This window comes from Comamonas guangdongensis, assembly GCF_041079535.1.
In the GTDB taxonomy this organism is placed as follows: Bacteria; Pseudomonadota; Gammaproteobacteria; order Burkholderiales; family Burkholderiaceae_C; genus Comamonas; species Comamonas guangdongensis.
The window spans coordinates 73251-85865 of the sequence record NZ_JBFYGN010000014.1; the positions used below are offsets into that span (position 1 = coordinate 73251).

At 65.0% G+C, this 12615-nt stretch carries 11 protein-coding genes; 7 read left to right on the top strand and 4 right to left on the bottom strand.

Annotation, left to right across the window (positions count from 1 at the left end):
- Nucleotides 1-179 precede the first annotated feature (179 nt).
- Nucleotides 180-2240, bottom strand: a complete 2061-nt coding sequence (locus AB6724_RS13370) for a molybdopterin-containing oxidoreductase family protein (RefSeq protein WP_369339020.1) — start codon at nucleotides 2238-2240, stop codon at nucleotides 180-182.
- A gap of 160 nt (nucleotides 2241-2400) precedes the next feature.
- On the opposite strand from AB6724_RS13370, the gene AB6724_RS13375 reads away from it, so the two are divergent.
- The gene (locus tag AB6724_RS13375) at nucleotides 2401-3555 is read left to right on the top strand and encodes an ABC transporter substrate-binding protein (RefSeq protein WP_369339021.1); all 1155 of its coding nucleotides are present in this window, start codon (nucleotides 2401-2403) and stop codon (nucleotides 3553-3555) included.
- A gap of 84 nt (nucleotides 3556-3639) precedes the next feature.
- Nucleotides 3640-4845: a M20 aminoacylase family protein gene (locus tag AB6724_RS13380; RefSeq protein WP_369339022.1), complete on the top strand. Its 1206-nt coding sequence runs from the start codon at nucleotides 3640-3642 to the stop codon at nucleotides 4843-4845.
- 106 nt (nucleotides 4846-4951) lie between these two features.
- Here AB6724_RS13380 and AB6724_RS13385 read toward each other — a convergent pair whose 3' ends face one another.
- Nucleotides 4952-6496 carry an MFS transporter gene (locus tag AB6724_RS13385; RefSeq protein ID WP_369339023.1) on the bottom strand — a complete coding sequence of 515 codons (1545 nt, stop codon included), beginning with the start codon at nucleotides 6494-6496 and terminating at the stop codon, nucleotides 4952-4954.
- Between the two features lie 38 nt (nucleotides 6497-6534).
- Complete coding sequence (locus AB6724_RS13390; protein WP_369339024.1) at nucleotides 6535-7059, bottom strand: MarR family winged helix-turn-helix transcriptional regulator; 525 nt, start codon at nucleotides 7057-7059, stop codon at nucleotides 6535-6537.
- Nucleotides 7060-7255: 196 nt separating this feature from the next.
- Here AB6724_RS13390 and AB6724_RS13395 point away from each other — a divergent pair, with 196 nt between their 5' ends.
- Nucleotides 7256-7510: an acyl-CoA-binding protein gene (locus AB6724_RS13395; protein WP_369339025.1), complete on the top strand. Its 255-nt coding sequence runs from the start codon at nucleotides 7256-7258 to the stop codon at nucleotides 7508-7510.
- A 111-nt stretch (nucleotides 7511-7621) separates the two neighbouring features.
- Here the strand turns inward: AB6724_RS13395 and AB6724_RS13400 are convergent, their stop codons facing one another.
- Nucleotides 7622-8620, bottom strand: coding sequence for an isopenicillin N synthase family dioxygenase (locus tag AB6724_RS13400; RefSeq protein ID WP_369339026.1), 999 nt, complete (start codon nucleotides 8618-8620; stop codon nucleotides 7622-7624).
- Nucleotides 8621-9093: 473 nt separating this feature from the next.
- Here AB6724_RS13400 and AB6724_RS13405 point away from each other — a divergent pair, with 473 nt between their 5' ends.
- Genes AB6724_RS13405 through AB6724_RS13420 form a run of 4 tightly spaced genes read left to right on the top strand, consistent with a single transcriptional unit; the run spans nucleotide 9094 to nucleotide 12612 of the window.
- Nucleotides 9094-10110, top strand: a complete 1017-nt coding sequence (locus tag AB6724_RS13405; protein WP_369339027.1) for an ABC transporter substrate-binding protein — start codon at nucleotides 9094-9096, stop codon at nucleotides 10108-10110.
- 13 nt (nucleotides 10111-10123) lie between these two features.
- Nucleotides 10124-10624, top strand: a complete 501-nt coding sequence (locus AB6724_RS13410) for a nucleoside deaminase (RefSeq protein WP_369339028.1) — start codon at nucleotides 10124-10126, stop codon at nucleotides 10622-10624.
- Between the two features lie 53 nt (nucleotides 10625-10677).
- Nucleotides 10678-11706, top strand: a complete 1029-nt coding sequence (locus AB6724_RS13415; RefSeq protein ID WP_369339029.1) for an ABC transporter substrate-binding protein — start codon at nucleotides 10678-10680, stop codon at nucleotides 11704-11706.
- A gap of 57 nt (nucleotides 11707-11763) precedes the next feature.
- On the top strand, nucleotides 11764-12612 hold the full coding sequence (locus AB6724_RS13420; protein WP_369339030.1) for an ABC transporter ATP-binding protein: 849 nt from the start codon (nucleotides 11764-11766) through the stop codon (nucleotides 12610-12612).
- Nucleotides 12613-12615: the final 3 nt, after the last annotated feature.

Sequence of the window (12615 nt, forward strand, 5' to 3'; positions counted from 1 at the left end):
AGGCGGACCAGTGGCCGTATCTTGGCCCTGCCGGGCGTATTCAGCTTGGGTGATTTCGTCAATTCAATCGGGCGAGCGGGGCGGGCCCCATCCCTCATCGGGGACGCAGGCGGCTCGCATGGTCGTTGGAAGGCTGGTCTGCATTATCCGGCTGCGGCCCGCAGCCGGGGGGCTAGGGCTTATGCCCCGATTTCGGCCCTGCTCACCTGCACCGCGCAGTCGTAGAAGCAGGGCGCACGTCCGATGTCGGTGAGCCGCTGGTGCGTGAGTTCGTTGACATTGGTGCCGTTCTCTCCATGCTTGCGCCACCACAGACCCAGTCCCACGACCACACCCGCGCGTGCGCGGCCGTTGATGGCCGCATGGCAGACATGCTCGCCGCGGGCGTTGAACACGCGCAGCATGTCGCCGTCGGCAATGCCGCGGGCCGCCGCATCGTCGGGGTGCAGCTCCAGCAGCGGGCGCTCTTCCACGCGGGCCAGGCTGGCCACGTTGGCAAACGTGCTGTTGAGGAAGTTGCGCGCCGGCGGCGAGATCATGGCCAGCGGGAACTCCGTGGTCGGCGCCTCGTAGTTCGGCACATGGTCGGGCAGGGTGTTGATGCCCAGCCTGGCCAGGGCCGGGTTGTCGAATTCGCATTTGCCCGACGGCGTGGCAAAGCCGCCTTGGGCAAAAGGCGCTTCGGGCAGCGGAATATGCGCAAAGCCATGCTGCAGCAAGTCCTCGAAATCAATAGCCGTACCCGCAACTGCCGTGCGGCATAGCGCTTCATCGGAGTCCTGGAAATGGGCGGCGGCAAAGGCCGGCTCCAGCCCGGCCATCCGGGCTGCCAGATCGCGGAAGATCTGGGCATTGCTGCGCGCCTGGCCTTGGGGCGCGATCGCGGGGCGATTCAGCAGCACATCGGTGTGGCCGTAGCTGCCGTGGATGTCCCAGTGCTCGAGCTGTGTGGTGGCGGGAAGCACATAGTCGGCATGGTCGGCGGTATCGGTGAGGAAGTGATCCAGCACCACGGTGAACAGATCCTCGCGCGCAAAGCCCGCGGCCACCTTGGCGGAATGGGGCGCCACGGCCACGGGGTTGCTGTTGTAGACCACGATGGCCTCCACCCTGGGGCCGAAGCTCGCGTCGCCCTCGTGCAGCAGCACGTCGCCTATGGTGCTCATGTTGAGCGTGCGCGGCCGGCGTGAGCCCAGCAGCTGGGGCATCTGCAGTGCCGCCCTCTTGAATGGCGATACCCCCGAGCTTGAGAGCAGCAGGCCGCCCGCGCGATGGCGCCAGGCGCCCACCAGCGCGGGCAGGCAGGCAATGGCGCGCACGGCATTGCCGCCGCCGCGCACGCGCTGCATGCCGTAGTTCAGGCGAATCGCCGCGGGCTTGGTCGTGCCGTAGTCGCGCGCGAGCCCGCGAATCTGCTCCACCTCCAGGCCGCAGACCTGGGCCGCGCGCTCGGGCGGCCATTGCAGTGCTCTGGCTTTAAGAGCGTCCCAGCCTTGTGTGTATTGGGCGAGGTAGTCGTGGTCGAGCCAGTCGTTGACGATCAGCTCGTGCATCAGAGCCAGGGCCAGGGCCGCGTCGGTGCCGGGCAGCAGCTGCAGATGCTCATGGCATTTATCGGCGGTCTCGCTCTTGCGCGGGTCTATGCAGACCAGCTTGGCGCCCTGGCGCTTGGCCTCCTGTGCGTAGCGCCAGAAGTGCAGATTGCTGGCAATGCTGTTGCTGCCCCAGATCAGAATCAGCCGGCTCTCGGCAAAAAACTCCACGCGCATGCCCAGTTTGCCGCCATAGGTGGCGGCCAACGCCTCGCCGCCGGCATTGGCGCAGATGGTGCGGTCCAGCAGGCTGGCCCCGAGCTGGTGGAAAAAGCGCCGGTCCATGCTTTCGCCCTGCACCATGCCCATGGTGCCCGCATAGCTGTAGGGCAGTATGGCTTCGGGATCGCGCTGCGCGATGGCGTGCAGCCGGGTGGCGATGTCGTCCAGGGCCTGGTCCCAGCTCACCGGCTCGAAGCGGCCGCTGCCCTTGGGGCCGACGCGCCTGAGCGGCTGCAGCACGCGCTCGGCGTGGTAGGTGCGTTCCGTGTATTTGCTGACCTTGGCGCAGAGCACGCCGCCCGTATGTGCATGTTCCTGGTTGCCTTGAACCTTGATGGCCGTGCCGTCGGCAACGGTGGTCACGAGGGCGCAGGTGTCCGGGCAATCGTGCGGACAGGCGCCGCGTACTTGAACAATGTGGGTCATGGCGTGGGGGGCGCAAAAATCAGGGGTAACCCTCGTTAGGGGTATTCAGGCAGCCTATTATGCGGGCCGCATCCACGCCAAGAAAGCGTGAGATTCCGCATGACAACGACCGGGCCGATCGGGCCCGCAACGATGGACTGGTGCTAAGAGAGGGCAAACAATGCAACAAGAGGGATGGAGCCGCAGGCATTTCGTGGGGGCTGCGGCGGGCATGGCGGCCGCAGCCTGGGGGGGCGTGGTCCGGGCGCAGGATGCGGGCGGCAGCATCGTGCTGGGGCAGTCCTGCGCGCTGAGCGGGCCTTCGGCCCAGCTGGGCACGGATTTTTCCCAGGGGGCCAAACTGTTCTTCGATCAGCTCAACGCCCAGGGCGGCATAGGCCGGCGCATGGTGGAGCTGCGCACGCTCGACGACGGCTATGAGCCCGAGCGCTGCATCGCCAACACCAAAAAATTCCTGTCCGAAGACGTGCTGGCCCTGTTCGGCTATCTGGGCACGCCCACCAGCATGGCGGCCCTGCCCCTGCTGCAGCAGGCCAGGGTGCCGCTGATCGCACCGCTGACCGGCGGCCAGGGCTTGCGCGACCCCAGGCTGGCGCAGCTGGTCTTCAATGTGCGCGCCTCCTACGCCGAAGAAACCGCGCTCATGGTCAAGCAGCTGACCGCGCTGGGTCTTAAGAAGATCGCGGTCTTCCACCAGAACGATGCCTACGGCCAATCGGGCCTGGACGGCGTGACCGAGGCCTTGCAGGCCCAGGGCCTCAAACCCCTGGGCTCGGCCACGGTGGAGCGCAATTCGCAGGATGTCGCCAAGGCCGTCAAGACCCTGGTGCCGCTGGGCGCCGATGTGATCGTGCAGGTCAGCACCTACGCCGCCAGCGCCGCCTTTGTGCGTGCGGCGCGCCAGGCCGGCTACGGCGGGCAGTTCTACAACGTCTCGTTCGTCGGTACTTCGGCCCTGGCCCAGACCCTGGGCAAGGCGGCCGAAGGCGTGGTGGTCAGCCAGGTCGTGCCCTCGCCCTACAAGACCTCCCTGCCCATTGCCCGCGAATTCCAGAGCGCGGTGCAGAAAGACGGCAACAAGGTGGCGCTCAACCATTCGAGCATGGAAGGCTATCTGGCCGCGCGCATCGTGGCCGAGGCCCTGAAGACGGCTTCGGCCGGCGGCAAGCCGCAGCGCGAGGCCCTGGTGGCCGCGCTGGATGCCATGAACGGCCACCAGGTCGCAGGCTTTCCCATCGCCTTCAAGACCCAGGCCGGCAGGTCGCGCTTTGTGGAGCTGTCCATGCTCACGGCGGATGGCAAGGTCCGCGTCTGAGGCTTTTCGTCTGCCGGGGCGCACGCGCTCTCGCTTTGGCTCATCATGTAGGCCCTGCCATTGATGATCCCAAGGAGAGAGCGCATGGCCTTGCTGCCCGAACTTCAGGAAAGCGCAACCGAGATCGCCGCGCTGCGCCGCGATATCCATGCCCACCCCGAGCTGTGTTTTGAGGAAATCCGCACCTCGGATCTGGTTGCGGCCAAGCTGAGCGAATGGGGCATAGCCATGCACCGGGGCCTGGGCAAGACCGGGGTGGTGGGCATCATCCACGGCCGCGACGGCGGCAAGAGCGGCCGCGCCATAGGCCTGCGTGCCGACATGGATGCTCTGCCCATGCAGGAGTTCAACACCTTTGAGCATGCGAGCCGCCATGCGGGCAAGATGCATGCCTGCGGCCATGACGGCCATACGGCCATGCTGCTGGCGGCGGCCCAGTATCTGGCGGCCCACCGCGACAGCTTTGAGGGCACGGTCTACGCCATCTTCCAGCCCGCCGAGGAAGGCGGCGGCGGCGCGCGCGAAATGGTCAAGGACGGGCTGTTCACGCAGTTTCCCATGCAGGCCGTGTTTGGCATGCACAACTGGCCCGGCATGAAGGCCGGCACCATGGCCGTGGGCGCCGGGCCGGCCATGGCCTCCAGCAACGAGTTCAAGATCGTGGTACGCGGCAAGGGCGGCCATGCGGCCATGCCGCATATGGTGATCGACCCCGTGCCCGTGGCGGCCCAGCTCATCATGGCCCTGCAGACCATCGTCAGCCGCAACGTCAAGCCCATAGAGGCCGGCGTGGTCTCGGTCACCATGGTCCATGCGGGCGAGGCCACCAATGTGGTGCCCGACAGCGTGGAGCTGCAGGGCACGGTGCGGACCTTCACGCTGGAGGTACTGGACCTGATCGAGCAGCGCATGCAGCAGGTCAGCGAGTCCATCTGCGCGGCCCATGGCGCGCGCTGCGAGTTCGAGTTCGTGCGCAACTATCCGCCCACCATCAACAGCGCCCCTGAAGCCGAGTTTGCCCAGCAGGTCATGCGCGAGATCCTGGGCGATGCAGGCGTCGTGCCCCAGGAGCCGTCCATGGGCGCCGAGGACTTCGCCTTCATGCTGCTCGAAAAGCCCGGCGCCTATTGCTTCATCGCCAACGGTGATGGCGACCACCGCGCCCTGGGCCATGGCGGCGGACCCTGCACGCTGCACAACCCCAGCTACGACTTCAACGATGAGCTGATTCCTCTGGGCGCCACCTTCTGGGTCAAGCTGGCGCAAAGGTGGCTGAACTCCACCCCCTGAGGCGCTGCGCGCCTTCCCCCTCTCTCTTCGGGAGGGGGGCGACAGCCTCGCTGCGGGGCGGCCCTTGCTCGCTGTCCTGGCTTGGCGGGAGCCAGTGGCTGCGGGGCTACTTCAGGTGCCGCTGCACGCTGACCACCACGGCCGCCAGCGCGGCGACCAGGGCCAGCCACTGATACAGGTTCTGGCAGGCCATGAAGAAAGCCTGGTGGTGGACCACATTGCTCAGTTCCGCGAGTGCGGCGCCATGGGCCTGGCCGGCCGCATAGCCCAGGCCCTCGAATCTGGCCTGCAGCTGAGTGAGCCACGCCACGGCGGTCTGGTTGCCGGGCGTGACGCGGCCCATGAGCTCGGTGTATTCGGTGAACTGACTGTCCTGCAGCGCCACGGCGGCCACGGCCGAGGCGAACGAGGCCATCATCTGGCGCATGATGTTCTTGCTCTGGTAGCCCTTGGCGAACAGCTTGTCGCCCAGCGCGCGAAAGGTCAGCGCGGCCACGGGCAGCACCATGAGCACACCGAAGAAGCCCTTGACGACCAGCGCTCCGAGCAGCGCGCTCACGGGCGCATCCGGCGCGATCTTGCTCATCCACCAGCAGGCCAGTGCCATGGCCGTGCAGCCCGTCATCATCATGGCGCGCTTGTTGCTCACCTTGCCCGCATACCGGATGTAGAAGATGGCGACCACGAGGCTGATGGCCGCGGAAAAGCTGTTGAGCCAGCCCGTGGTGAGCAGCGGAATGCCCAGCCCCTGTTCGGCGAACTGCGGAAACAGGTAGTTGCTGAAATTGATCACGAAGTAGTACAGCGCATACAGGGATATGCCCACGAGAAAGCCCGGATGCGTGAGGTCGCGCAGATGCAGCAGCGGCTCGTCGTGTTTCCACTGGTGCAGGCCGAACAGGCCCAGCAGCAGCACGCCGGTCAGTACCACCAGGATCAGGCGCTCGGGCCGGTCGAACAGCTCGTAGCGGGCCTCGGAAAAGCTCCACTGCACGCAGCCCACGGCCAGCACGAACATCAGCACGGGCGCCACGGAAAAGTGCACCGGCGTGTGGCTGCGGCCCAGATGGCGCGGCAACAGCCAGCGCACCCCCAAAGCCAGCAGGCCCACCAGGGGCAGCACGCTCCAGAACACCCAGCGCCAGCCCCAGTTGTCCACCAGCCAGGCCGAGAGCACCGGGGCGATGGCGCCCACGCTGAAGATGCTCAGCATGTAGATGCGCACGGCCTTGGGGCGCTGCTGGACGGAGAACAGCAGCGGGATCAGCACCCGCGTGCTGATGAAGAAGGCGCCGCCGCCCATGCCCTGCACCAGGCGGGCCGTGGTGAGCTCCGCCAGATTGGTGGCGTTGGCCGAGGCCAGGTCGCCGACGCCATAGAGCAGCAGGGCGATCAGCAGATAGTGGCGGTAGCCGAAATGGCGCGTCAGCCATTGCTGCAGCGCAATCATGAGCATGCTGCCTATGGCGTAGGCGGCCTGCACCTGCGCAAATTCGCGCGGCGCCACGCCTATGCCGCCCAGGATGTGCGAGGAGCCGAAGACGAACATGCCGTTCTCGAGGAACTCCATGCCCACCATGGCGCCGAGCAGCCACATCAGCAGCCACTGCTTGCGACGGTGCATGAACGCTTGCCAGCGCTGGGCTTTCATGGGGCAGTTATGGATTCAGAGGGCTTGGCGCAGATCCGTCAAGCCTTGGTTGTGGCGCTGGCGCCGGTTTGGTCCGCGGTCTCCTGCTCCTGCAGGCCGCTGTGCACCTGGCGCAGCTGCTGCTGCAGCACGCGCGTGGCCTGCTCGCCCAGGCCGGCCCAGGTCTGCAGATAGACCTGCTGCACCGTGGGCACGCAGCGCTGCAGCAGCTGCGTTCCGGCCGGCGTCAGCGCCAGCTGCAGGCTGCGCCGGTCCTGTGCGTCCTGGCTGCGCACCAGCAGGCCTTTTTTCTCCAGCCCGTCGAGCAGGCGCGTGACCTGGGTGCGCGTGGCGTCCAGCGACACGCTGAGGTCGGAGGGGCGCAGAGGCTCGTGCACGCTGTCGGACAGCAGGTGCAGAGCCAGGTATTCGCGCATATGCACCGCAAACGGCGCCAGGGCCTCGTCCACGCGGCGCTCCAGCAGGGTGGCGGTATGCAGCAGCAGGCGGGAGGCGGCGACCGCATCCCGGTGGCGGGCCGGCTTGCCGGCCAAGATTCGCTCCAGGCGTGAATCCAGACTCATGGCGTGCTTTCGATTTGATTTCAGATGAAATTATATCTTTTGAAATCAAATCGTCTGTAGGAGCCGCTAGACCCTGCGCAGAAAGGGGTCGCAACGAGGGCAGCGTTGGGGTTGTGAGAAAAAAAGAACGATCGTTCTAATTTATGGGTTTTTTCGCTACACTGGCCGGGATATCTATAAACCCGGAGACCTATCCATGTCCGATCTGAACGCCAATTTCGAAGCCGCCGTCAAGAACTCCACCTCGATCAGCGAGCGTCCCGACAACGCCACCTTGCTGAAGATCTACGCGCTGTACAAGCAGGCCACCGAGGGCGACAACGAGACCAAGAAGCCCAGCTTCACCGACATGGTGGCCCGCGCCAAGTGGGATGCCTGGGCCAAGCTGGAAGGCACGACGCTGGATGAGGCCAAGCAACAGTACATCGATCTCATCGAGTCGCTGCGCTGATCAGCGCCACTCCTGATCGCCGACAAGGCCCCGGGCTCCGGGGCCTTGTCGTTTCAATCCAGGCCGCGCCAAAGACTGGGACGCTGGAAACTGGCGCAGCCGCGCAGAGGCTCAATACTGGTTCGAGAAATTGGCGCTGATGCGCTGGCGCAGATATTCCGCCCCGGTGATGGGCGGATATTTTTTGGCCGGCCCTTCGATCACCGCATCCTCATTGGCCTGGCAGAAGAAGGCCAGGCTGTAGCGCGCACCCTGGTATTCATGGGGCTGAGGGTTGCGCACGCGATGGAAATTGCTGGGCAACTGGTCGTCGCTCCAGCGTGTCAGCATGTCGCCGATATTGCAGGTGATGACACCGTCCACAGGTTCCACGGGCGTCCATTGCTGGGCCTCGGCCTCCTTGCCGGGCAGCACCTGCAGGCCGCCCTGGCCGGCGCGCTGGAACAACAGCGTCAGGCAGTCGAAGTCCGTATGTGCGCCCGCCCGCCACAGGCCTATTTCGTCCTGGAGTGCCGGGTCCACGGCAAAGTAATGCAGCATGCGCAGCGTGCTCTGGTAGCTGCCGGCCGCGGGGTCATGCGCACGCGTGAAGAACTCCTCATCAAAGCCCAGCTTGTAGGCAAAGCATGACAGCAGCTGCATGCCCACCTGCCAGCATTGGCGCTCGAAGGCCAGCGTGGCCTGCTTGAAGCCGGGCAGTTCTTGCTCGCTGGGCCACAGGCCCTCCATGCGCGGGCGTGTGACCTGATAGGACTCCTTTTGATCTGGCGTTCGGGTGGATGGGCGAATTTGCGCCTTGTGTTCCCAGCCCGCATTGCGCGCCAGCGGCCATTGCGCCTTGGTTTCGGAGGGCAGGGCGAAGAATTGCTCGGCGCGCCCGAATGCCGCATCGATATCGGCCTGGGCAATGCCATGGCCGCAGACCTGGAAGAAGCCGATGTCCGTCGAGGCGTTCCAGATCTGCTCGGCAATCTCCTGCTTGCGCTGCTCGAAGTCGCTGATGTCTATGACGCGAACTTCGCGCGCCGAGGTTTCTGCGCCTTGCCCGCCCATGCGGGCTTCCTTGTTCAGTTCGCCAAGGCCGTAAGCGTGGCTGGTCATGCTCTGCATAAAGCTCTCTCTTGCAATGACTTCAGACACCGGCTTTGCCAGTAGGTGCGGAGCAGCGGGCATCTGAAGTGTGGATACCAGGCGCGGCCTGCTGCCGCACCCACTTCAAGAGCAATGACCCGCGAAGCTGCTGACCAAGGGCTGGTCAGGGCACCGTGCTGAACGCTTCTACTCTTGATTTGAGTGCAGCAAACAACGTGCCAGCCGGCTGGCGAGACGCCGGCGCTCTTGGTTTTGGTGCATGGCCTCAATCTGGTGCGTCGCCGTGCATAAAGCCATGCATTTCCCCTGCTTGCATGCACCTTGTCGATACCCGGCAAGGTGCAGCCAAAAGCAGGCACGCCAATTGCTAGATGGTTGAACGAGTAGAAGCGTTCAGCCTGCATCTGCGTGCAGTGCCCGGAAATTGCTCAAGTCCTGCCAGTGGCTGTCGCTGCTGGATCCTTCGCCGCCAGAGACCTGAGAGTTCCACCATGCAACGTCGCCATTTTCTTGCTGCCCTGCCTCTTTGCAGCGCACCCTGGGTTCATGCCCAGGGCAAGTCGCTGACTCCGCTGAAATTCACGCTGGATTTCCGCGTCAACGGCCAGACGGCGCCGTTCTTTCTGGCGCAGCAAAACGGCTATTACCGCGAAGAAGGGCTGGATGTGAGCCTGGATGTGGGATCGGGCTCGGTGGCCTCCATCACCCGCATCGCCAGCGGCGCCTACCAGCTGGGACTGGGCGATATCAGCTCGCTGATCGAGTTCAATGCGCAGAACGCCGGCACGCCGCGCTTACAGGCCGTCTACCAGTACTACAACCGCGCGCCCTTTGTGATCATCGGGCGCAAGGACCGGGGCATCACTTCGGATTTCGCAAGTCTCAAGGGCAAGAAGGTGGCTGCAGCGGCCGTGGAGTCCACGCGCCGTGCCTGGCCCATGGTGGCGCGGCGCAGGAACCTGCCCGCCGATCTGTTTGCCTGGTCGACGACGGAGTTCTCGGCCCGCGACAACGTCATGGTGCGCGGCGATGTGGATGCCGCCACTTATTTCCATGACTCGGCGGTATCGCTGTTTGCGCGCCTCAAGCCCGAGGAGCTTTCCATACTGCGCTACAGCGACGCAGGCGTTCATCTGTATGGCAATGCGATCCTCGCGTCCAGCCAGCTGATCGCCGAGAAGCCGCAGGTCGTGGCCGCTTTCCTGCGCGCCACCAACCGCGCGATCGTGGAATGCCTTGCCAACCCCGCAGCAGGCATTGCCGCCGTGCGCCAGCGCGAACCGATTCTCGACGAGAAACTGGAGCTGGAGCGCTGGTCCATCACCGCCCAGTATGTGGCCGCGGCAGACACAAAAAGCCATGGACTGGGCGACTTCAGCAAGCGCTTGCTGGAGCAGCAGCTGGACAGCGTGGTGCAGACCTTTGAGCTCAAGACCGCGCCATCTGCCGATGCACTGTTCAACAGCAGCATGCTGCCCGCCAGGTCGGCGCGCATGCTCAAGGCCTGAGGAGGAGCCAGCCATGTCCTTGCCTCAAGCCCAGGCCTTGAATGACGCCGATGGCCGTTATTTGCGCGAAGCCATTGCGCTCGCGGATACGGCGCGCGAGCGCGGCAACCGGCCGTTTGGCGCGCTGATCGTGGCTGCCGACGGGCGCGTGCTGGCCCAGGCCAGCAATGCCAACGGCGAGAGCGGCGATTGCACGGCCCATGCCGAGCTGTCCGCCATCCGCCTGGCCAGCCCTCTGCATTCACGCGATGAACTGGCCGTCGCCACGCTGTACTCGTCTGCCGAGCCCTGCGTGATGTGCGCGGGTGCGATCTTCTGGTCCGCCATCGGCCGCGTGGTCTATGGCATCGACGCCGAGCGGTTGCGCGTGTTCCGCGGCGAGCGATTCGATCAGAAGGATGCCGAGCTGTCCTGCCGCGATGTGTTCCGGGCCGCTTCGCACGCCATCGAATGCATCGGGCCGGCCCTGATCGAAGAGGCCAGCAGCTCGCACCAGGGCGCCTGGAAGGTCTGAGCGCCGGCACGTGTTCAACCGCAATTCATTGACATAGAGAGAGGGAAGCCACCATGCAAACCAAGCGCCTGTTCCTGCAATCCGTTCTGGCCCTGGGCAGTTTTGCCAGCGCCACGGCGGCCTTTGCCGCCACACCCATCAAATTCCAGCTCGACTGGCGTTTTGAAGGGCCTGCGGCGCTGTTTCTGCAGCCTGTCGCCAAAGGCTATTTCCAGGCTGCGGGTCTGAATGTGGCGGTGGACGCCGGCAGCGGCTCCGGCGGCGCGATTCAGCGCGTGGCATCGGGCTCTTACGACATGGGCTTTGCCGACCTGGCCGCGCTCATGGAGTTTCATGCCAACAACCCCGATGTCAAGGACAAGCCCGTGGCCGTGATGATGGTCTACAACAACACGCCGGCCTCGGTCATGGCGCTCAAGAAGAGTGGCATTGCCAAGCCGGCGGATCTGACGGGCAAAAAGCTGGGTGCGCCGGTGTTTGATGCGGGCCGGCGCGGTTTCCCGCTGTTTGCCAAGGCCAACCAGGTCGGCGACGTGCAATGGACCACCATGGACCCGCCGCTGCGCGAGACCATGCTGGTGCGCGGCGATATCGATGTCATCACGGGCTTTACCTTTACCTCGCTGCTGAACCTGGAGGCGCGTGGCGTCAAGGTCGCCGAGGTGACGGTCATGCCGTTTGCCGACAACGGCGTCAAGCTCTATGGCAACGCCATCATCGCCAGCGCCAGGCTGGTGCGCGAGAACCCCGAGGCCGTGCGCGCCTTCCTAAAGGCCTTCAGCAAGGGCGCCAAGGAAGTCATGGCCAACCCCGGTGCCGCCATCGCCTATGTGAAGGAGCGCGACGGCATCGTCAACACGGCGCTCGAAACCCGCCGTTTGCAGCTGGCGATCGACACGGTGATCAACACCGCCGATGCGCGCGCCGAAGGCTTTGGCCAGGTCAGCCCCGCGCGCATGGCGCTGATGGCCTCCCAGGTCTCGGACGTCTACGCGACCAAGACACGCGTGAACCCCGAGACGCTCTGGAGCGGCCGCTTCCTGCCGCCCGTGGCGGAACTCGACGTCTTCCCCAAGAAGTAATTGCTCATTGATTGATAGCTGGATGCGCTTGTGAGACAAGCGCTAAAGCCTGCTTTTATGAAATCATCAGATACAGAAGCTGCCCGGCCCTTCGTCGAATTCAAGGACGTCTGGCTGGCCTATAACGAAGAGCTGCTGCAGGCCAACCACTTTGCGGTGGAGGCCATAGACCTCAGGGTGCAGCGCGGCGAGTTCATCGCCATCGTCGGTCCCTCGGGCTGCGGCAAGTCCACTTTCATGAAGCTCACCACGGGCCTGAAGATGCCGTCCATGGGCCGCATCACGGTCGATGGCCAGCGCGTGACCGGGCCGCTCAAGATCTCGGGCATGGCCTTCCAGTCGTCCTCGCTGCTGCCCTGGCGCAGCACGCTGGACAATGTGCTGCTGCCGCTGGAGATCGTGGAGCCGCACCGTTCCCGGTTCAAGCAAAAGCGCAAGGAATACGAGGCGCGGGCCGTCGAGCTGCTGGGCAAGGTCGGACTGGCGGGCTATGAGCGCAAATTTCCCTGGCAGCTTTCGGGCGGCATGCAGCAGCGCGCCAGCATCTGCCGCGCCTTGATTCACGAGCCGCAGATGCTGCTGCTCGACGAGCCCTTTGGCGCGCTCGACGCCTTCACGCGCGAAGAGCTGTGGTGCATTCTGCGCGACCTGCAGGCCGAGCAGAAGTTCAATGTGATCCTGGTCACGCACGATCTGCGCGAGAGCGTGTTCCTGGCCGATACCGTCTATGTGATGAGCAAAAGCCCGGGCCGCTTCGTGGTGCGCCGCGATATCGACCTGCCGCGCCCGCGTGACCTCGAGGTCACCTACACGCCCGAGTTCTCGGACATCGTCTACGAGCTGCGCGGCCATATCGGCGCCCTGCGCAAGAGCGGCACCGACACCGCCGCCGCCATTCCTCAATAAGGC

Bases quoted from the DNA above. Each gene is read 5' to 3' on its own strand.
- AB6724_RS13370 (WP_369339020.1), bottom strand. From the start codon at position 2,240: ATGACCCACATTGTTCAAGTACGCGGCGCCTGTCCGCACGATTGCCCG.
- AB6724_RS13375 (WP_369339021.1), top strand. From the start codon at position 2,401: ATGCAACAAGAGGGATGGAGCCGCAGGCATTTCGTGGGGGCTGCGGCG.
- AB6724_RS13380 (WP_369339022.1), top strand. From the start codon at position 3,640: ATGGCCTTGCTGCCCGAACTTCAGGAAAGCGCAACCGAGATCGCCGCG.
- AB6724_RS13385 (WP_369339023.1), bottom strand. From the start codon at position 6,496: ATGAAAGCCCAGCGCTGGCAAGCGTTCATGCACCGTCGCAAGCAGTGG.
- AB6724_RS13390 (WP_369339024.1), bottom strand. From the start codon at position 7,059: ATGAGTCTGGATTCACGCCTGGAGCGAATCTTGGCCGGCAAGCCGGCC.
- AB6724_RS13395 (WP_369339025.1), top strand. From the start codon at position 7,256: ATGTCCGATCTGAACGCCAATTTCGAAGCCGCCGTCAAGAACTCCACC.
- AB6724_RS13400 (WP_369339026.1), bottom strand. From the start codon at position 8,620: ATGCAGAGCATGACCAGCCACGCTTACGGCCTTGGCGAACTGAACAAG.
- AB6724_RS13405 (WP_369339027.1), top strand. From the start codon at position 9,094: ATGCAACGTCGCCATTTTCTTGCTGCCCTGCCTCTTTGCAGCGCACCC.
- AB6724_RS13410 (WP_369339028.1), top strand. From the start codon at position 10,124: ATGTCCTTGCCTCAAGCCCAGGCCTTGAATGACGCCGATGGCCGTTAT.
- AB6724_RS13415 (WP_369339029.1), top strand. From the start codon at position 10,678: ATGCAAACCAAGCGCCTGTTCCTGCAATCCGTTCTGGCCCTGGGCAGT.
- AB6724_RS13420 (WP_369339030.1), top strand. From the start codon at position 11,764: ATGAAATCATCAGATACAGAAGCTGCCCGGCCCTTCGTCGAATTCAAG.